Below are 18,442 nucleotides of genomic sequence, written 5' to 3' on the forward strand. Positions count from 1 at the left end.
GCGTTCGTGCTCATGCCTGCCGTGCCGGCATTCAGTCCGGCTGCATTACCTGAAAGACGTTCCCTTCCGGATCGACGCCGTCATACAGTCGGAACGGGAAGCCATCGTAGCGCTTGGGATCGCGCACGGTCACGCCATCGCGGGCGAGCCGGTCGCGATGCGCGTCGAGATCGGCGTCGATCCTGAATACGAGTTTCACGTTGCTGGTGGTTGCGTACGCGTTCGTGTTTGCGAATGCGGCCGCATCACGGAACGCCGGCCCGGCCCGATGCAGCGCGAGTGCGATCGCGCCTGCGTCGAGCACGACCCATTCGACGTCGATTTCCCGATGACGGGCAGTGCGAAATATCGTTGGTAGAACGCCTTCAGCAACGCGACGTCGCGGACGTACAGGATGATGCGGGTCATCGGAAGCGGCACGGAGGTTTCCTCGAAAGGGGCAGACGAACGATCTCGAGCGAACGCCGCCGCTGACGGCAGCGCACGACGCTACGATCATGCGACACACGCCCGCGCTACGCGGGCACCATCACCGGCGGCGTCCCGTCGCCGGTGTCCACCCTCTTCACCGCGAAGCCATAGCACCGCGCGATATGGGCCGGCGTCATCACGTCGCGCGGTGTGCCCTGCGCGACGATCGTGCCGTCGGCGAGCATCGCGATCGTATCCGCATGTCGCGCGGCGAGGTTCGGATCGTGGACGATCGCGAGCACGCCGAGCTGCCATTCGCGCGCGACGGCGCGTACGGTATCGAGCAGCCGGTGCTGGTGCGCGAGATCGAGCGCGGCGGTCGGTTCGTCGAGCAGCAGGTAGCGCGGGCCGGTTTCCGTCGCGTCGTGGTCCGGCCACAGCTGCGCGAGGACGCGGGCGAACTGCACGCGCGCGAGTTCGCCGCCCGACAGCGTCGTGACGTCGCGGCCGACGAGTGCGTCGGCCCCCGCGCGTTCGAGCGCGCGCCACGCGATGTCGCGATCGCGGTGCGCAACGACGTGGCGGGCGCCGCTGCGCCGCGCATGCGGATAGCGGCCGAGCAGCACGATTTCGTCGACGCTGAACGGGAACGCGGGCTGCGCGGCCTGCGGCAGCACCGCGCGCAGGCGCGCGAGCCGCGGCGCATCGATGCGCGCGAGCGGTTCGCCGTTCAGCGTGACGTCGCCCGTCACGCGCACGCCGTTCGGCGCGACGCTGCCGGTCAGCTCGCCGGCGAAGGTTTTCAGCAGCGTGCTCTTGCCCGCGCCGTTGCGGCCGAGCAGCGCGGTCACGCGGCCGGGTTCGATCGACAGCGACAGATTCCGCAGGATCGTGTCGTGCCGACGGGTGACGTCGAGGTGATGGGCAGTCAGCATGGTCGTCGTGAAGAAGGGATCAGCCGCCGAGCGCGCCGCGGTTCTTCCACAGCAGCGCGAGGAAGAACGGCGCGCCGAGCAGCGCGGTCAGCACGCCGAGCGGAATGTCGGCGGGCGCGGCGACCGTGCGTGCGGCGAGGTCGGCCGCGAGCGTCAGCAACGCGCCGAGCAACGCGGCGCCGGGCAGCACGATGCGCTGGTCGGGGCCGCACGCAAGGCGCATGCAATGCGGCGCGACGAGCCCGATGAAGCCGATGATGCCCGCGCACGACACGAGCGCGCCGACCGCGAGCGCGACCGCGACGAGCACGCGCCGCTTCAGTCGCTGCACGGGCACGCCGAGATGCAGCGCTTCGGTTTCGCCGAGCTGCAGCGCGTTCAGCGCATCGCGTTCGCGCACGAGCAGCATGCAGCCGAGCGCCACGCACGGCGCGACGGCCGCGAGCGTCGACCATTGCGCGCCGCCGAGGCTGCCGAGGCTCCAGAAGGTCAGCGAGCGCAGCTGCGCGTCGTCGGCGACGAACGTGAGCAGCCCGATCGCCGCGCCGGCCAGCGCATTGATCGCGATGCCGGCGAGCAGCAGCAGCGGCAGCGCGAGCCGGCCGCGCGACGCGGCCAGCCGGTAGACGAGCGCCGCGACCGCGAGGCCGCCCGCGAACGCGGCGACCGGCAGCGCGGCCGCGCTCGCGTGGGCGGCAAAGAGCGCGGGGCCGAGCACGATCAGCGTGGTCGCGCCGAGCGCGGCGCCGCTCGACACGCCGACGAGCCCCGGATCGGCGAGCGGGTTGCGGAACAGCGCCTGCATCGCGGCGCCGGTCGCGCCGAAGCCGCCGCCGACCAGCAGCGCGAGCACGACGCGCGGCGCGCGGATGTCGAGCAGCACCGCGCGCGCCTGCTGAGCGGCCGCGTCGCCGCTCAGCGCGGCCCAGGCTTGCGCCAGCGGAATGCGGTATGCGCCGACGCACAGCGCGACGACGGCCATCGCGCCCACCAGAACGGCGAGCGCGGCGAGGACGAACGGCGCGAAGCGGCGCGACGTGCCAACACGGGCGGCGCCGGCGCGCGAGGCGGGCGACGGCGCGTTGAAGGGCGAAGCGTGAGCGGGCATCGGGTCGATCCGGAATCAGGCGAGCGCATCCGACAGGCGTCGATGCAGGGTCGTGACGGCGAGCGGCAGGCGCGGGCCGAAGCCGAGCAGGAACAGTGCGTCGAGCGACACGACGCGCCGCGCGCGGCCGGCCGGCGTCGCGCCGAAGCCGGGCGTCGCGAGCAGCGCGGCGTGGCCGCCGACGGCCGCCAGCCCTTCGTCGGAGATCAGCACGACGTCGGGCGCGGCCGCCGCGAGCGCCTCGGTCGTCAGCGGCTTGTAGTGCTCGAAGCCCTGCATCGCGTTGCGCGCGCCCGCGTAGCGGATCATCGCGTCGGCGGCCGTGCGCTGGCCCGCGACGAGTGTCTGGGTGCCGGTATGGTTCAGCACGAACAGCACGCGCGGCGGCTGCGCGCCGCCGGGCGCGCGCGCGGCGACCGCGTCGCGTGCGGCCTGCCAGTCGCGATCGAAGCGTTGCAGCAGCAGGGTGCCGGCATCGCGCACGTCGAGCGCCTGCGCGACGCCGGTGATCTTCGCGCGCACCGATTCGACGTCGTGGCGCTCGTCGAACGTCGTCACCGTGACGCCGGCGCCTTTCACCTGCGCGATCGCCGTCGGCGGGCCGGCTTCCGCGGTGGCCAGCACGAGATCGGGCCGCAGCGACAGCAGCCCTTCGGCCGATAGCGCGCGCTGGTAGCCGACCTTCGGCAGGCGCTTCGCGGCGTCGGGATACGTGCACGTCGTGTCGGCGCCGACGAGCCGGTAACGCGGCGTCTCGGCGCCGCCGAGCGCGAACGCGGTTTCCGCCAGCGCGCCGCCGATCACGATCACGCGTTTCGGCGCGGCGGCAGCGACCTGGGCGAGCACGCCGGCGGGCAGTGCGCCCGCGAGCGCACCGGCCGCCGCGCCGGCCAGCAGCGACCGGCGGCGCGGATCGAACGGCCGCGCGCTCACCGCGCGCCCCCGCGTGCGGCCGCCGGCAGCGTCGCGACGAGCGCGCGCCAGTCGTCGCGCTCGACCTTGCCGGGCTTGCGCTCGCCGAACAGCAGCGCGACGTGGTCGCCCTGCCGGTCGAACAGCTCGAGCGACGTGACGATGCCGTCGCTCGTCGGCTTCTTCACGACCCATGCGGCGGCGATCAGGTCCTCGCGGACATGCAGGTTGAAGCCCGGATCGAGGACGTTGATCCACGCGCCGACCTCGCGCACGTTCGCGACGGGGCCCGTATGGATCTGGATCATCCCCGCGTTGCCGACGAACACCATGATCGGCTGGCCGCTTTGCGCCGCGTGTTCGAGCACGTGGCGCAACGCATGCGCGGTTTCGACCGGATACGCGTAGTGCGGATCGGCGAGGCGCAGCGCCTGCATGCGGCTCACGCCGAAGCGCTGCGTGATGCCGAAGAACTGGTGCGTATCGGTCATCGCGTCCCATGCGGCGCGAAAGCCCGCGACGTCGATCTCGCTATCGGCGCGCTCGGGCGTTTTCGGCGCAGCGGGCGCGACCGCGAGGCCCGGCTCCTGCGACGACGCGCGCCAGCGTTCGACGAACGCGTCGTACGCGGCGTGATCGCTGTGCGCGCGCAGATAGACCTTGTGGATCGCATGGCCCTGCGCATCGAAGAACTGCAGGCTCTTCAGCGGGCCGTGCGCAGTCTCGTCGCGCACCGCGAACGCCGACACCCAGTGACGATAGAAGATGCGCAGGTCGATGTCGCCGAGCGCGAGGCCGACCGGGCCGTCGTGGCTCATCTGCGCGTATTCGCCGTCCTTTTCGTGGACGGCCGTGTCGTTGCGCGTCAGCGCCATCACGCGGCCGAGGCGCGGCATTTCCTCGAACATCGCCGGAAAGCGCGCGTCGAGCCGCACGACGTGCTCGCCGACGAACGCGGCGAGCGCCTCGCCTTCGCTGACGCCGAGCGCCTGCGCGACGTCGCGGTTGCGCAGCTGACGCTCGGTCTTGAGCTTGACGAACGCGTCGCGCAGCGCGGCGGCCGCGCGGGCCGGCGTGGCCGATTGACCGGGAAGGGCGGATTGCATCATGTCGGACTCCTTCGAGTAACGGTTGGGATGGGCGCGCGGGCGACGCGCATCAGAAATCCACTTTCATGCTGACGGCGACGGTGCGGCCGGGCGACGAATACGCGTCGAGCACCTGCGCGTCGGACGCGAGGCCGCGCACGTCCGACCAGTTCCAGTACTTGCGGTCGAACAGGTTGCGGATGCCGATCGTCGCGCTCACGTGCTTGTTGAAGCGGTAGCCGCCGTGCAGGTCGACGACGAATGAAGACGGTGGCGCGAAGCACGACGTTCTCGCCCCCGGGCACGCGTTCGCCGGGATGTCCTTGTCGCGTTTGGCGGCCTGGAACAGCAGGTCGGTCTGCACGAACCAGCGTTCGCTCGGTTCGTACCGCACGCCGAACACGGCCGAGAACGGATTGATCGTGTCGAGCGGCTGGCTGGCCGCGCCGTTGTCCTGCGTCGAGCCCTTCGTGAACGCCATTGCCGTCTTCAGCGTGATGCCGTTCGGCATCACCCATTCGGCGCGGCCTTCGAGGCCGTGGATGCGCGCGTCGGCGAAGTTCACGTACTGGAACACGAACGGGTCGACCGGCCGGCCGCTGCCGGCGATCGTCGTGCGCGAGATGAAGTTGCGGTAGCGGCCGGTGAACGCGGCCGCGCTGTAGCGCACGACGCCGTAGCCGGTGCCGGCCTTGCCGCGCAGGCCGGCTTCGAACGTGTCGCTGGTTTCTGGCTTCAGGTTCGGATTGCCGATCGACGTGTAGCCGTACACCGGGTTCGAGAAGCTGCTGTTCACCTGATCGGGCGTCGGCGCACGGAAGCCATGCGCGTACTGCACGTACGGAATGACCGCGGGCGTGATCTCGTAGAGCACGGCGACGCGCGGCGACAGTTCGTTCGCGCTCGTCGACACGGCCTTGCCGGTGAACAGCGGATCGTTTGCGGTCGGACTCAGCCGGTACGTGTCGAAGCGCAGGCCCGGCGTGACGAGCAGGCGGCCGTAACCGATCTGGTCCTGCATGAACGCGCCGAACAGCGTGTAGTCGGTGTCGGGGAACGCCTTGTTCGGAAACGCTTCGCCGACGCCCGGCACCGTGCCGTCGCGCAGGTTCGTCACGCGCGACACGCTGCCGTCCACGCCGTAGAGCAGCTTGTGTGCGAACGGGCCGGTCGCGAAGCCGCTTTCGGCGAACGCGGTGCCGCCGAACGTGCGTTCCTTGTACTGGTTGTCGCGCGAACGCGAAGCCGCCCGGCCGCGCGTCTCGAACGCGTACTGGTCCTGCTTCGCGTCCTGGTAGTAGAACTGCACGTGCGCGGTCTGGAACCAGCGGAACGCGTCGTCGCGGAAGTCGTAGTCGACGCTGAAGCGATTGCGCTCGAGCCGGTCGTAGGTCGTGAGGCCGAGCGTGGTCGGCGGGCTGATCGCCGACAGCACGTCGGTGCTCACGCGCCGCTGCACCGTTTCGGCGGTGAACTTGATCGTGTCGCGCGCGGTGGGCGTCAGCACGAGCTTGCCGAGCAGCGATTCCGAATAGACGTCCTGCGGGTTCGACGTCGTGCGCAGCGTGCTCGCCGAATTGTTGCTGCCGCGCGTGTCGACCTCGTGGCCGCGCCGGCCGTCGGCGATGATCATCCCCTGGATGCGATCGTTGCCGCCCGCGGCCGATACGGTCGCGCCGATGCTGCGGTCGGTCGAGTCGTAGCTCGGCCGGAACGAGAAGTAGTAGGGCTTTCCGTAGATCGACAGCAGGTCGCGCGGGTCCTTCGTGATGAAGTTCACCGCGCCGGTCAGGCCGTCGCTGCCGTACAGCGCCGACGCCGGCCCGCGCAGGATCTCGATGCGCTTGAGCGTGTCGAGATCGGCGTAGTCGCCGCGGCCCGCTTCGAGCGGACCGAACGAAAACGCGTTCGGCAGGCGGATGCCGTCTTCCATCAGCAGCACGCGATTGCCTTCGAGGCCGCGGATGTTGATGCTCGAATCGCCGTCGCGGCCGCCGCCGAGCGCGGCGCTGCCCGGCCGGTACGCGGTGCGGCGCACCGTGATGCCCGGCTCGTAGCGCAGCGCGTCCTTGATGTTGGTGACCTGCCGTTCTTCGAGATCCTCGTCGGTGATCACCGACACGGACGCCGCCGTGCGGCTCGCCGCAGTGGCGGTGCGGGTGGCCGTGACGGTGACGGGATCGAGCAGCGCCGCATCGCCGCGCGCGGACGCGGCGGCGGTCAGGACGGCGGAAGGCGGGTTGGCGCCTTGCGGCGACGAATCGGCGTGAGCCGGGGCAGCGGACAGGCCGAACGCGCCGAACAGCGCGGCACAGATCGGCCGCCGCGCCAGCGTATAGCAATGCACAGGTGGTCTCCCATTGACGATAACAAGCCCGAAGGCTGGCTGGGCGACGCGTTCACCTGGCTGGCCCGTTTGCGCGCGATAGGCGGCAAACGGCGATTTGAAAGGCAACTGACAACCTTGTCAGTGTAAATGAGAATTGTTATCAATACAAGAACGCAAAGCGGCTCATGCGAGTGAGCACTTGCATGCACGGCTCGGGCGAGCCGTGGCGCAAAATTTGAGAGAAACAGGCGCTAAGCCAGCGCTTCGATGCGAATCAGCAGGTTGCGCGCATGCGCGATGAACGCGTCGTGCGTCGCGCGATCGCTGTGGCTTTCGATGCCTGCCTGTTCGGCGAACGCGATCTGTTCGGTGTAGAGCTCGACGAGCGCGCGACGTGTGTCAGGGGGAAGCGCGCGGATCATCGACACGATCAGCAGTTCCTGCGCGCGAAGCATGCCGGACAGCGATTGAGCGTTCATGCTGGCCTCCTCGGACGATGCGGCGGCGAGCCGCTCTTTCCATACTAGGCGGTTGGCGTCCGCCGTGGAGGCGAGATGCGTGTGGAGCGGCGCATGGCACGCGATTCGACGGGCAGGCCGCGCACACCGACGCTCGCCGCGGGCGTGCGGCAAGCGCGAATCGAAGCGTGCACGAATGGAGTGGAATCAGCCGGCGGCGGTGGCGGACTGCGCATCGCGCACGACCTGCGCGACGCGTTCGACGAACGCGGCGTCGACGCTCGACAGCGCTTCGCGCTTGCCGTCGGGCATCTCGACCATCAGCCGATACGTGATGTCCTGCGTGGCCCACGCGAGATAGCCGACGACGACGAGCATCACGCCGACCACCAGCGCGGCGCTCGATGCGCCGATGCCGCCCGCGACGGCGACGGCCGCGCCGATCAGCGAGATCAGCGACGGCACGAGACGGTTCTTTGGAATCTTGACGACATCGACCTGGCGGATGTCACGCAGTGCGAATACCTGCCCGGCGGCCGACAGGCCGTTGCGCGTGACCATGACGCCACGTTCGTTGAATGCGTTTTCCATCGTGTGTGACGTGGACGAAAACGCGCAGCGTAGCAGGTTTCGTTGCCGCGTCAAACGAGACCGACTGCCGCACGATGCGTGCGGCGCGGCCGGCGGACGGGAAGCGGGTGGAATGGAAACGCGTTCAGAACTGCAGCCGGCCGTCGCCGTAAAGCCGGCCCGGCACGTGCGACGCGACGACCTCGGCGATCTCTTCGTCGGTCGATTCGGCCGGCACGATCTGGCGCCGCGCGGGTGCATCGAGATGCATCGTCCACTCGACGAGACGATACGGACGGCCCCATGGCCGCTGCATTTCCACCGAGACGCGGCAGCTCTGGACCGGCAGCGAGTGTTGGCACGTCAGAATCGCGTGCAGATGGCTGAAAACGGTATCTTCGATCATCGTGGCCTCCGATCCTGTCTTGTGGGCAGTTGATGGCGGTGCCGTAGGGAGTCTCAAAAAAAAAGCCGCCGATGCTCAGGCGGCCAACAGGGGGGGTGAGAGCATCGTCTCAGCCCAGAATTAAGCGAAACTTAAAAGCGCATAAAAAAGCGCCCCGCGTGGAGCGGGGCGCTGCGTGCCGTCCTGATCCGCGCGTGACGCGGACAGTTAAGCGGATGCTTTAGAACTTGTGACGGATACCGACGCGAGCAGCCAGCTGGTTCGACGAACCGTTGCCCGACGTGTTGAAGTAGCTCGTGCTCGAACCGATCTGCGCCTGCACGTTGTTGCCCGATGCCTTCTGGTAGATGACCAGGCCGTACACGTCCGTACGCTTGCTCAGTGCGTAGTCGAGGCCCACGTTGCCCTGGTTCCAGTGCGCCGAGCTGCCGCTTTGCGTCGCGTTCGTGTACGTGTAGCCCGCTGCCGCCGACAGCGCCGGCGTGAACGCATACTTCACGCCTGCTTCGTATGCGTTGTAGAACGTGCCCGATGCGCCTGCCGCGATCGGGGTGAACTGCGTGCGCGTCCACAGCAGCCATGCCGTTGCCGGGCCGAAGACATAGCGGCCGCCGACGCCATACGTGCGCAGGTCGCGGATGTTCGTCAGCGCGATGTTCGCGATCGACGTCGAGAAGGCCGGCGTCGACTGGCTCGGGAAGCGGATGTCCGTGTACGCGGCGCCGAGCGAGAACGGGCCGTTCGCGTAGTTCAGGCCGAAGCTGTAGGCGCGCGACGAACCGGCCGTCGTCGTGGTGCCCGTCGTCGTCGACGGTGCGCCGGCGAAGTCGGTCGAGTTCGAGAAGCCGTACAACGCGCCGAACGTGAAGCCGGCGTAGTTCGCGCTCTGGAACTTCACCGCGTTGTTGATGCGGCTCGACGTCAGCTGGTCGATGTCGTTCACGTGGTAAGCGTAGTTACCCGCGACCGTGTTGCCGCCGGTCGAGTAGTTCGAGCCGAGGATGTCGGTCGAGAACGAGTACTGGCGGCCGAACGTGACCGTGCCGTATTGCGCCTGGCTCAGGCCGACGTAAGCCTGGCGACCGAAGATCGCGCCGCCTTGGCCGATCGTGCCGTTACCGCTGTTGAAGCCGTTTTCGAGCACGAAGATCGCCTTCAGGCCGCCACCGAGGTCTTCGGTGCCGCGCAGGCCCCAACGGCTGCCCTGGGCCACGCCGTCGTCGTACTTGAACAGCTTGCTGCTGCCGCCGTTGGCGGTCTTGCTGTGGTTCACGTAGCTGATACCGGCATCGATGACGCCGTACAGGGTCACGCTGCTTTGTGCGTGCGCCGTGCCGGCCGTTGCTGCGAGGGCGGCGATGGTCAACAGTTTCTTGTTCAAAGGATTCTCCGAGCGAATGAATGGCGTGTCCAGTTGCGGTTCCGGCGCTCTCTATGGAGCGCTTTCACGGACCGGCGCAACTTTATCGGCGGGCCACGTAATGAATATGACAGCGACTGTCATATGACGAATCTGTGGTGCCGATGCGACACCGAATTCTGCCCGGGTTGTATAGGGGGGGTTATACCGATTTCGGCTGAGATTCGATTCCGAACCGGAATATGCACATGAAATAAGCTTGGTTTGCCGCATCCGCGCCCCGTGCCACGATCCGTCCTCCAACAAACGACACGGGACAAGAGGACACCCCATGCGACGTTCGATTCTGACCGGCCTCGGCGCACTCGCCGCCGCGCTGGCATTCGCCGCGCCCGGCGCGCACGCCGACTCCCAAACGCTGAAGATCGGCACGATGAGCGGCCCCGACGCGCAGATCTGGACCGAGGTGACGAAAGTCGCCGCGCGCGAAGGCCTCGCGATCAAGGTCATCGAATTCAACGACTACGTGCAGCCGAACGCGGCGCTCGATTCCGGCGATCTCGACGCGAACGGTTTCCAGCACCAGCCGTTCCTCGACAGCCAGATCAAGCAGCGCGGATACAAGATCGTCAACGTGGGGCTCACCTATACCGCGCCGATGGGCTTCTATTCGACGAAGCTCAAGTCGCTGAAGGATTTGCCGGCGGGCGCGAAGGTCGGGATCCAGAACGATCCGTCGAACGGCAACCGTGCGCTGTTGCTGCTGCAGAAGTACGGGGTGATCAAGCTGAAGCCGGGCGTCGGCGCGAACGGCGTGAACGCGACGCCGCTCGACATTGCCGAGAACCCGAAGAAGATCAAGATCGTCGAGCTTGATTCCGCGCAACTGCCGCGCGCGCTGCCCGACCTCGACGCCGCGTCGATCAACACCGACTACGCAGTGAAGGCCGGGCTCACGCCGGTGAAGGATGCGATCGCGATCGAGGATCTGCGCGGGCCGTACGCGAACCTGATCGCGGTGCGCGCGCAGGACAAGGACAAGCCGTGGGTGAAGAAGCTCGTCGCGGCCTATGAATCGGACGACGTGCGCAAGTTCATCGACCAGAAGTTCGGCGGCGCGATCGTGCCGGCGTTCTGAACGTCCTTCGCGCGCAGCGCGCGGCGGCGCAGCATCGGCTGCCGACGCCGGCTCCGGAAAGCAAATCGCCCGCGCAAGCGGGCGATTTCGTTTGATGCGGCCGATGGCGTGCGATGCGCGCCGCGGCCCGGCGCGCGGGCCGCGCTCAGGCTCAGGCCGACAGCAGCGAACCGGTACGGATCGCGGTCGCGCCGGCGATGCGCGCGACTTCCATGCCGGCCGTCGCGAAGCGCACGACCTGGCGCGCGTACAGCACGCCCGACACGCTGCTCTTCAGCGTGACGACGCGATCGGTCAGCGGATCGACGATGTCGGCCACGGCCTGGCCGGCCTCGATCATCGCGCCGACCGGCGTGCGGAACACGATCACGCCCGACACGGGCGCGACGAGCGGATCGGTGCCCGCGAGCGGCGTGGCCGGATGCGCGAGCGGCGGCAGCGGCGCCGGCGTGCCTTCGACGATGCCGCGCTCGGTCAGGTAGTCGACGATCGCCTGCGCGTCTTTTTCCGCGAACTCGTACGACACGTCGCGTTCGCTGCGCAGTTCCACCGTGACGGAAATCGCGCCGTTCGGGATCGGGAAGCGGTCGCCGAAGCGGTTGCGCAGATCCGACCAGCAGAAGCTGTGGATTTCGTCGAACGGGTTGCCGACCGAATTCAGCGCGAGCAGCGACGCCTTGGCATCGAGGTAGCGCGCCAGCGGCTCGACGTCCGCCCACAGATCGGGATTCGTGTAGAGGTGCATCACCGCATCGCTGTCGCAATGCAGGTCGAGCACGATATCGGCGTCGAACGACAGCTTCTGCAGCGCAAGACGCTGCGAGTCGAGTTCGGTGCGCGGCTTCTGTTCATCGAGCGCTTCGCGCATCGCCGCGCGTACGACGGCGAGATTGCGCTGCGCGTCGTTCGTGAGGCGGCTTTCGACATGCGGCAGCACGAGCGCCGCGAGATCGTGGAAATTGCGGTTGAAGTTCTGCATCGAGCCGAGCTCGAAGCGGCCGAGGTGATCGCCGAACACGTGTTGCGACAGGCCGATCGGATTGGGCACGGGCACGATGACGACTTCGCCTTGCAGCTTGCCGGCCGTCTCCAGCGCGGCGATCTTGCGACGCAGCAGCGTGGCGACCAGCATGCCGGGCAACTCGTCCGCGTGCAGCGACGACTGGATGTAGACCTTCTTGCCGCCGCGCGGGCCGTAGTGGAAGCTGGTGATCTGGCGTTCGGTGCCGACGGCGGGGGAAATCAGCGGATGGGTCTGCGTTTGCATGATGAGGGGAGTGCGGCGCAGCCGCGAATGATCCGTGTGCGTGGAAGATCGATTGTACGTTGCCTTCCTCGCCGCCATCAAACCGGTGCCGGAGCGTTCTGTTTTCCGTTGAGAATCATCGGGTTGGCGCAGAAAAAATAACGCTGCCCGCGCCGCGCGCAAAAAAAACGGGCTCCTCGCGGAGCCCGTTCCCGTCGCGCCGAATCGCGCGTCGTTCGGCCGGATTACTTGCCGTAGACGTCGAAATCGAAGTACTTCTTCGCGATCTTGTCGTACGTGCCGTCCTTGCGCATGCCGGCGATCGCGCCGTCGATCTTCGTCTTCAGGTCGGTGTCTTCCTTGCGCAGGCCGATACCGGCGCCATTGCCGAGCGTCTTCGGATCGTCGAGGTCTTTGCCGGCGAAGTCGAAGTTCGCGCCGCGCGGCGTCTTCAGGAAGCCGATCTCGGCTTGCACCGCGTCCTGCAGCGCGCCGTCCAGACGGCCGGAGATCAGGTCGGCGTAGACCTGGTCCTGGTTCTGGTAAGGCACGACGTTCACGCCCTTCGACGCCCAGTACGTCTTCGCGTAGGTTTCCTGGATCGTGCCCTGCTCGACGCCGACCGACTTGCCCTTCAGCGATTCGGCCGTCGGCTGCAGGTTCGCGCCCTTCTTCGTGACGAGGCGCGTCGGCGTGTTGAACAGCTTCGACGAGAACGCGATCTGCTCGGCGCGCGCCGGCGTCATCGACATCGACGACAGCACGCCGTCGAACTTGCGGGCTTTCAGCGCCGGGATCATCCCGTCGAAGTCGTTTTCGATCCACACGCACTTCGCGTTGATGCGGCGGCAGATCTCGTTGCCGAGATCCACGTCGAAGCCGACGACCTTGCCGTCGGCGCCTTTCGATTCGAAAGGCGGGTAGCTGGCGTCGACGCCGAACCGCACGGTCGACCAGTCCTTCGCGTATGCACTGCCGGCCGATACGGCGAGCAGGGCCACGGTCACTGCCGCAAGAATCTTTTTCACTCGGTGACTCCTCGTTTTGTTCGATGGGTGCGCGGTTGTGCCGCGCCGTAAGCCTTCGGCCCGCCGCGGCTTCGCGTCGGACAGTCCGTTTCGCCCGCCCGATGGGGGCGCGCGACGTGCGGAAGATTATCAAGACAAAATACCGGCGGGGCGCCTAGGACAAGCCCCGATACCGGGCCCGGCGGCGGCGCGTCGGACGCGCGGCCGTTTCATACACAGGAACGATTCAGCCGAGCGTTTCGTTGACCGCGCGCTGCAGGCAGGTGGCGAAGTGCGACACGGCCGGCGTGGGCAGCAGGTCGCGCCGCGCGATGATCGACAGGTCGAAGCGCGGCATGCTTTCGTCGAGTTCGGCCGTGCGGATGCCGAGCGGCGCGACCATCGCGGCAAGCGGGCGCGTGAAGCAGCCGATCACGTCCGAGCGCGCGACGAGCCCGAGCGTCACCGCGAACGACATCGGCGAGCGCAGCAAACGTTTCGGCAGCGGCAGCCCGTGCGCCTCGAACATCCCGACCATCACGCTGTGCGGAAACTGCTCGGCGCCGACGGTGACGATCCACTCGGCGTCGAGCAGTTCCTCTAACCGGCGCGCGTGCGCGAGCGGGTGGCCGTCGCGCATCACGATCGTGAATTCGGTCGACAGCAGCGGCAATTGCGTGAAATCGCGGTCGAGCGCGGGCACATGGTGCATCGCAGCGATGTCGAGCGTGCCGTTGCGCAACTGCGCGAGCGCGTCCGGCACCGTCACTTCCTCCAGATGCAGGCTCACGTTCGGCATCGACCGGCGAAACGCCGTCACCGCGTGCGGCAACGCGGTCAGCGCGATCGACGGCATCGTGCCGACCGCGACGCGGCCCGACATCTCGCCTTTCACCTGTTCGACGGCTTCGACCGTGCGGCGGACGTCGCCGAGCAACTGCTCGGCGCGCGGCAGCAGCGCCTCGCCGCAGGCGGTCAGTTCGACGCCGCGCACGCTGCGCACGAGCAGCTCCGCGTTGAGCGCCGTTTCGAGCTCGCGGATCGTGTGCGTGATCGCCGGCTGCGTGACGCCGAGCTCGCGCGCGGCGGCGCGCAGGCTCTTCAGATGCGCGGCGGAGACGAACGCCTGGAGCTGCGCGATGTTCAGGGGATTGCGGATGCGGGTCATCGGTCGGGTCCGGTTGGCGCGAAAGGGGGCGGCGGGTTCAGGCGGCGAGCCCGATGAAGGTCACGCATCGGCGCGTGTGCGGAACGCCTGCCGATAGCGCTGCGGCGACGTGCCGACGATGCGCGAGAAGCGCTCGCGAAACGCGCTGACCGAGCCGAACCCGGCTTCCGTCGCCACATGTTCGATCGACAGTTCGGTCACCTCCAGCAACTGCTGCGCATGCCTGACGCGCGCGGTCTGCAGCCATTGCCCCGGCGACGTGCCCGTCTGCTCCTGGAAGCGCCGCGTCAGCGTGCGCACGCTCGTCGATGCCTTGCGCGCGATCGCGTCGAGCGTCAGCGGCTGGCGCAGGTTCGCGTGCAGCCAGTCCATCAGGTCGTGCAGCCCGTCGCCGCCGGCCGGCCATTCGGGCGCGATGAACTGCGCCTGGCCGCCTTCGCGCACGCGCGGCGCCACCGCGTTGCGGGCCGCGTCGACGGCGACGGCCGCGCCGTAGTCGGCCTGGATCATGTGCAGGCACAGATCGAGGCCGGCCGCCGCGCCGGCCGAGGTCAGGATCCGGCCGTTGTCGACGAACAGCACGTTCGGGTCGACGTCGACGGTCGGATAGCGGCGCGCGAGTTCGGCGGCCGCGAGCCAGTGCGTCGTCGCGCGCAGGCCGTCGAGCAGCCCGGCTTCCGCGAGTACGAACGCGCCGCTGCAGATCGACGCGATCCGGCGCCCGCGCGTGGCCGCCGCGCGCAGCGCGTCGAGCACGCGGCGCGACGTCGGCGCGAGCGGCACCGACGTGCCGGGCACCATGATCGTATCGGCGTCGGCCAGCGCGTCGAGGCGAAACGGCGGGCGCAGCTCGAACAGGTCGCCGCCGACGCGCGGCTGTTCGCTGCACACGCGTACGCGGTACGCCTGTTCGACATGGGAGGCCCGCACGCGCACGAACGTGTCGCAGGCGACGCCCAGATCGAACGGGACGACATCGGGCAAGGCAAGAACGGCGACCGTGTGCATGGCGTTGCGGCCGTGGCCAGAATCCGTTGAAAGATGTCATTCTAGCCAATGGCTCGGGCCGGCACCACACGCGACAATCGCGGCGGACCACCTGGAGCCCTGCCGATGAAACAAGACGATCGCAACGCGTTGCGGAACCTGCAATACCTGTCGCTGCTGGAGGCGACCACGCTCGTCGCGCTGGTCTGCGTGGCCGTGCCGCTCAAGCATCTGGCCGGCTACCCGGTCGCGGTGTCGATCATGGGCCCGGTTCACGGCATCGCGTTCGCGATGTACGTGTGGGCGGTAGTCGTCACCGCATCGAGCGGGCTATGGAGCAAGGGCGAGGTCGCGCGGCTCGTGCTGTCGGCCGTCGTGCCGTTCGCGGGGCTCGCGAGCGCCGGCTGGATCGCGCGCAGGCGGCACGCGCAATGATCTATCTGGTGCTGAAGGCGGTGCATCTGGCGGCCGTCGTCACGTTCGTCGGCGGGTTGTTGTTGTCGTCCGTCGCGGTCCGGATCGCGAACCTCGCCGTGCATCGCGCGGTGCGGCGCTGGGATCGCACGGTGACGGCGCCCGCGCTCGCGATCGTCTGGATCGCCGGCATCGCGCTCGCGCTGAGCGGTCACTGGTTCGGCGCCGCGTGGCTGTCGGTGAAGCTCGCGCTCGTCGTCGCGCTGTCGGTGCTGCACGGGATCCTGGCCGGCACGCTGCGGCGCATGGCGCGCGACGATCTCGTCGTCGTGCCGGCGCCGTGGCTCGGGCACGCGGCGGGCGCGGTGATCGTCGGGATGGCGCTCGTCGTCGGGCTGGCAGTGATCAAGCCGTTCTGACGTGGCGCGTTCAGGCGAGCGCCATCTCGACCGCTGCCAGCGTGCGGCGCCGGATCCAGCCGCTGCCCACTCGGATCGCGAGCCAGTACGGCGTGAACAGCCAGCGCGTGCGCGCGCTCGGGCAATGGACGAAGGTTTCGGTGCGCAGGATGTGCGCGCCCGACGCGAGCCCGACGACCTCGAACCGGAGCACCAGCTTCGCGTCGCGCGGGTCGTCGTGCCGGACGAACGCGTCGGCATCGGCGACGGCGCGCACGTCGGGCGTCGGGCGCCAGAAGCGTCCGACGAGGCCGAGCGACAGCGACGTGTCGTCGCGATGGAGCGGCGTGAACGTGTCGAAGCCGAAACGCGCGCGTTCGGGGCGGGCCGGCGCGTGGCGCAGCGCGCCCGCGACGGCTGCCGGGAATTCTCGCATCGTCAGCAGCGTGTCGATGACGGGATCGGCGCGCATGTCGAGCGAGGCGACGACATCGATGATGGATGCGGGCGGCGCGTCGATCGGCTGCGATTCATGCACTTCGTGGAAGCCGAACGACGGAATGAACGGCGGCTTGCGCGCCGAGGCCCGGGTGGTCGATTCGGAGACGATGCCAAGTGGGTTCATCGCGACTCCTGAAGGGGCAAAACGCGATCGTAGCACCGCGCGCGAATGAGCGCCGCGACGTTTTCGCGCAGTGCGTCGCGCTGCGTCGCACCGATAAAAAAAGCCTGGAAACTCGCGTTCCCAGGCTCGAGGCCATCAACGACGATGGTGGAGGAGACGGTATCGTCCCGATGCGCGCCGCCCTTCTGCAGGCGACGTCGCGCATGTGTCGCGCTCAGATCGCCCAGCCGCCGAGATAGAACGTGACGAGCACGGCCGCGATCAGCACGGTGCCGACGTTGAGCTTGCGGAATTCGCCGCTGGCGACGCGGCCGATCACGAGCGTCGAGAAGCCGAGCATGATGCCCGTCACGATGTTCGCGGTCAGCACGATGAACACCGCGCACACGAGGCCGGACATCGCGTCGACCATGTCGTCCATGTGCAGCTTGCTCACGCTGCCGAGCATCAGCAGCCCGACGTACATCAGCGCGGGCGCGGTCGCATACGACGGCACGAGGCCCGCGAGCGGCGAGAAGAACATCACGACGAGGAACAGCAGGCCGACCACCGCGGCCGCGAGGCCCGTCTTCGCGCCGGCGGCCACGCCGACGCTCGACTCGATGTAGGCCGCCGCCGGCGCGCCGCCGAGGAAGCCGGAGAAGATCGAGCTGATCGAATCGGCGGTCAGCGCGCGGCCGCCGTTGATGATGCGGCCGTTCGCGTCGAGCTGGCCGGCCTGGCCCGCGACCGCGCGGATCGTGCCGGTCGCGTCGAACACGGCGGTCATCACCAGCGCGAGCACGCTCGGCAGCACGGCCATCGACAGCGCGCCCTTGATGTCCATCGCGCCGATCAGCGACGCGTGGCCCGGTGCGCTCAGCGACGGCAGCGCGAAGATGCCGCGGTATTTCACGCCCGGATCGAAGATCAGCCCGAATACCGAGATCGCGATCACGACGAGCAGGATGCCGCCCGGCACGCGACGTTTTTCGAGGCCGAAGATCGCGGCGAGTCCGACGACCGACATGATGACCGGGAACGCGGTGATCTGGCCGAGCGACACCGGCAGCCCGGCGCCCGGGTTCTTGATCACGAGGCCCACGTCGTTCGACGCGATCAGCAGCAGGAACAGCCCGATGCCGATCCCCGTGCCGTGGGCGACGCCCGCGGGCAGGTTGCGCAGGATCCACGAACGCACGCCGGTGATCGAGATGCCGGTGAACACGAGACCCATCAGGAACACCGCGCCGAGCGCGACCGTCGGAGGCAGCCCCTTGCCGAGCACGAGCCCGAACGCGGTGAACGCGGTCAGCGAGATCGCGCAGCCGATCGCGATCGGCAGCTTCGCCCACAGGCCCATCAGCAGCGAGCCGAACGCGGTGGTGAGACAGACCGCGACGAACACGGCGCTCGTGTCGAAGCCGGCCTTGCCGAACATGCCGGGCACGACGAACACGGAGTAGACCATCGCGAGGAAGGTGGTCACGCCGGCAATGATCTCGCGGCGTTGCGTGCTGCCGCGCGACGAAATGCCGAAGTACCGGTCGATGGCGCCGTTGGCGCCCAAGCCGGTTTCTTCCGCGCCGACGCCGAGCGTCGGCTGCACCGGGGTATCACTCATGAGCTTGCTCCTTTATCAGCATGCTGAAACGGCTCGCAGCGAACCGTCGTCAGGGTGTCTCGTATCTGGTTGGATTGATCGGCAACGTCGCGGGGACGCATGACGCGCGGTGCGTGTCGTGACGGGCGAATCGAAACGATCGCGAGGGTGTCGCGTCGGACGACGCATGGTGTGGTCGACCCCGTCACGTGTGCTTTGCCGTAGCGAAGGTTAGGCGAGCGGCTCATCACGTCCCATCGGGGGAAGAGCATGCAGCGCATGTCGCAGCGCTTATATCGG

Annotated in this window: 18 protein-coding genes and 1 pseudogene; 3 read left to right on the plus strand and 16 right to left on the minus strand. The window is 68.3% G+C overall.

The features are described from left to right. Positions 1 to 31: 31 nt before the first annotated feature. The 10 genes and pseudogenes from JYG37_RS26205 to JYG37_RS26250 all read right to left on the minus strand — a co-directional run bounded on the left by JYG37_RS26205 (position 32) and on the right by JYG37_RS26250 (position 9,598). Positions 32 to 420: pseudogene (locus tag JYG37_RS26205) on the minus strand (VOC family protein). A 95-nt stretch (positions 421 to 515) separates the two neighbouring features. Beyond that, the gene (locus JYG37_RS26210) at positions 516 to 1,346 is read right to left on the minus strand and encodes a heme ABC transporter ATP-binding protein (RefSeq protein WP_213346175.1); all 831 of its coding nucleotides are present in this window, start codon (positions 1,344 to 1,346) and stop codon (positions 516 to 518) included. A 19-nt stretch (positions 1,347 to 1,365) separates the two neighbouring features. Beyond that, positions 1,366 to 2,454, minus strand: a complete 1,089-nt coding sequence (locus tag JYG37_RS26215) for a FecCD family ABC transporter permease (protein ID WP_213346176.1) — start codon at positions 2,452 to 2,454, stop codon at positions 1,366 to 1,368. A gap of 15 nt (positions 2,455 to 2,469) precedes the next feature. Further along, positions 2,470 to 3,387: a heme/hemin ABC transporter substrate-binding protein gene (locus JYG37_RS26220; RefSeq protein ID WP_213346177.1), complete on the minus strand. Its 918-nt coding sequence runs from the start codon at positions 3,385 to 3,387 to the stop codon at positions 2,470 to 2,472. Next, on the minus strand, positions 3,384 to 4,475 hold the full coding sequence (locus tag JYG37_RS26225; RefSeq protein ID WP_089489851.1) for a hemin-degrading factor: 1,092 nt from the start codon (positions 4,473 to 4,475) through the stop codon (positions 3,384 to 3,386). The genes JYG37_RS26220 and JYG37_RS26225 overlap by 4 nt, the downstream gene beginning before the upstream one ends. A gap of 49 nt (positions 4,476 to 4,524) precedes the next feature. Next, positions 4,525 to 6,801: a TonB-dependent hemoglobin/transferrin/lactoferrin family receptor gene (locus JYG37_RS26230; RefSeq protein ID WP_089489850.1), complete on the minus strand. Its 2,277-nt coding sequence runs from the start codon at positions 6,799 to 6,801 to the stop codon at positions 4,525 to 4,527. Between the two features lie 233 nt (positions 6,802 to 7,034). Then, complete coding sequence (locus JYG37_RS26235) at positions 7,035 to 7,262, minus strand: hypothetical protein (protein WP_012339294.1); 228 nt, start codon at positions 7,260 to 7,262, stop codon at positions 7,035 to 7,037. 186 nt (positions 7,263 to 7,448) lie between these two features. Next, complete coding sequence (locus JYG37_RS26240) at positions 7,449 to 7,832, minus strand: DUF6232 family protein (RefSeq protein WP_050012148.1); 384 nt, start codon at positions 7,830 to 7,832, stop codon at positions 7,449 to 7,451. A 124-nt stretch (positions 7,833 to 7,956) separates the two neighbouring features. Then, the gene (locus JYG37_RS26245) at positions 7,957 to 8,217 is read right to left on the minus strand and encodes a DUF2866 domain-containing protein (RefSeq protein ID WP_011548992.1); all 261 of its coding nucleotides are present in this window, start codon (positions 8,215 to 8,217) and stop codon (positions 7,957 to 7,959) included. Positions 8,218 to 8,437: 220 nt separating this feature from the next. Next, a complete protein-coding gene (locus JYG37_RS26250; RefSeq protein ID WP_050012147.1) occupies positions 8,438 to 9,598 on the minus strand; it encodes a porin in 1,161 nt (386 codons plus the stop codon). A 310-nt stretch (positions 9,599 to 9,908) separates the two neighbouring features. Between JYG37_RS26250 and JYG37_RS26255 the strand changes: the two genes are divergently transcribed. Further along, positions 9,909 to 10,715, plus strand: a complete 807-nt coding sequence (locus tag JYG37_RS26255; protein WP_050012146.1) for a MetQ/NlpA family ABC transporter substrate-binding protein — start codon at positions 9,909 to 9,911, stop codon at positions 10,713 to 10,715. A 151-nt stretch (positions 10,716 to 10,866) separates the two neighbouring features. Here the strand turns inward: JYG37_RS26255 and JYG37_RS26260 are convergent, their stop codons facing one another. The 4 genes from JYG37_RS26260 to JYG37_RS26275 all read right to left on the minus strand — a co-directional run bounded on the left by JYG37_RS26260 (position 10,867) and on the right by JYG37_RS26275 (position 15,144). Then, entirely contained in the window at positions 10,867 to 11,982 is a 1,116-nt protein-coding gene (locus tag JYG37_RS26260) for a succinylglutamate desuccinylase/aspartoacylase family protein (protein ID WP_050012145.1), read from the minus strand. 224 nt (positions 11,983 to 12,206) lie between these two features. Beyond that, positions 12,207 to 12,989, minus strand: coding sequence for an ABC transporter substrate-binding protein (locus JYG37_RS26265; RefSeq protein ID WP_050012144.1), 783 nt, complete (start codon positions 12,987 to 12,989; stop codon positions 12,207 to 12,209). A 226-nt stretch (positions 12,990 to 13,215) separates the two neighbouring features. Continuing rightward, positions 13,216 to 14,136 (minus strand): LysR substrate-binding domain-containing protein, encoded by a 921-nt coding sequence (locus JYG37_RS26270; RefSeq protein WP_050012143.1) that lies wholly within the window; start codon positions 14,134 to 14,136, stop codon positions 13,216 to 13,218. A 60-nt stretch (positions 14,137 to 14,196) separates the two neighbouring features. Continuing rightward, positions 14,197 to 15,144 carry a GlxA family transcriptional regulator gene (locus JYG37_RS26275; RefSeq protein WP_050012142.1) on the minus strand — a complete coding sequence of 316 codons (948 nt, stop codon included), beginning with the start codon at positions 15,142 to 15,144 and terminating at the stop codon, positions 14,197 to 14,199. 105 nt (positions 15,145 to 15,249) lie between these two features. On the opposite strand from JYG37_RS26275, the gene JYG37_RS26280 reads away from it, so the two are divergent. Then, positions 15,250 to 15,558, plus strand: a complete 309-nt coding sequence (locus tag JYG37_RS26280; RefSeq protein ID WP_050012141.1) for a DUF3817 domain-containing protein — start codon at positions 15,250 to 15,252, stop codon at positions 15,556 to 15,558. Further along, complete coding sequence (locus tag JYG37_RS26285) at positions 15,555 to 15,956, plus strand: CopD family protein (RefSeq protein WP_050012140.1); 402 nt, start codon at positions 15,555 to 15,557, stop codon at positions 15,954 to 15,956. Before JYG37_RS26280 ends, JYG37_RS26285 begins: the two co-directional genes overlap by 4 nt. Positions 15,957 to 15,966: 10 nt before the next feature. Here the strand turns inward: JYG37_RS26285 and JYG37_RS26290 are convergent, their stop codons facing one another. Both JYG37_RS26290 and JYG37_RS26295 read right to left on the minus strand, forming a co-directional pair. Then, on the minus strand, positions 15,967 to 16,560 hold the full coding sequence (locus JYG37_RS26290; RefSeq protein WP_050012139.1) for a hypothetical protein: 594 nt from the start codon (positions 16,558 to 16,560) through the stop codon (positions 15,967 to 15,969). A 214-nt stretch (positions 16,561 to 16,774) separates the two neighbouring features. Then, positions 16,775 to 18,163 (minus strand): NCS2 family permease, encoded by a 1,389-nt coding sequence (locus JYG37_RS26295; RefSeq protein ID WP_050012138.1) that lies wholly within the window; start codon positions 18,161 to 18,163, stop codon positions 16,775 to 16,777. Positions 18,164 to 18,442 lie beyond the last annotated feature (279 nt).

This window comes from Burkholderia sp. LAS2 (assembly GCF_018417615.1).
Taxonomy (GTDB): Bacteria; Pseudomonadota; Gammaproteobacteria; order Burkholderiales; family Burkholderiaceae; genus Burkholderia; species Burkholderia sola.

Bases quoted from the DNA above. Each gene is read 5' to 3' on its own strand.
- JYG37_RS26255 (WP_050012146.1), top strand. From the start codon at position 9,909: ATGCGACGTTCGATTCTGACCGGCCTCGGCGCACTCGCCGCCGCGCTG.
- JYG37_RS26260 (WP_050012145.1), bottom strand. From the start codon at position 11,982: ATGCAAACGCAGACCCATCCGCTGATTTCCCCCGCCGTCGGCACCGAA.
- JYG37_RS26240 (WP_050012148.1), bottom strand. From the start codon at position 7,832: ATGGAAAACGCATTCAACGAACGTGGCGTCATGGTCACGCGCAACGGC.
- JYG37_RS26210 (WP_213346175.1), bottom strand. From the start codon at position 1,346: ATGCTGACTGCCCATCACCTCGACGTCACCCGTCGGCACGACACGATC.
- JYG37_RS26295 (WP_050012138.1), bottom strand. From the start codon at position 18,163: ATGAGTGATACCCCGGTGCAGCCGACGCTCGGCGTCGGCGCGGAAGAA.
- JYG37_RS26285 (WP_050012140.1), top strand. From the start codon at position 15,555: ATGATCTATCTGGTGCTGAAGGCGGTGCATCTGGCGGCCGTCGTCACG.
- JYG37_RS26235 (WP_012339294.1), bottom strand. From the start codon at position 7,262: ATGAACGCTCAATCGCTGTCCGGCATGCTTCGCGCGCAGGAACTGCTG.
- JYG37_RS26280 (WP_050012141.1), top strand. From the start codon at position 15,250: ATGAAACAAGACGATCGCAACGCGTTGCGGAACCTGCAATACCTGTCG.
- JYG37_RS26245 (WP_011548992.1), bottom strand. From the start codon at position 8,217: ATGATCGAAGATACCGTTTTCAGCCATCTGCACGCGATTCTGACGTGC.
- JYG37_RS26225 (WP_089489851.1), bottom strand. From the start codon at position 4,475: ATGATGCAATCCGCCCTTCCCGGTCAATCGGCCACGCCGGCCCGCGCG.
- JYG37_RS26275 (WP_050012142.1), bottom strand. From the start codon at position 15,144: ATGCACACGGTCGCCGTTCTTGCCTTGCCCGATGTCGTCCCGTTCGAT.
- JYG37_RS26215 (WP_213346176.1), bottom strand. From the start codon at position 2,454: ATGCCCGCTCACGCTTCGCCCTTCAACGCGCCGTCGCCCGCCTCGCGC.
- JYG37_RS26270 (WP_050012143.1), bottom strand. From the start codon at position 14,136: ATGACCCGCATCCGCAATCCCCTGAACATCGCGCAGCTCCAGGCGTTC.
- JYG37_RS26290 (WP_050012139.1), bottom strand. From the start codon at position 16,560: ATGAACCCACTTGGCATCGTCTCCGAATCGACCACCCGGGCCTCGGCG.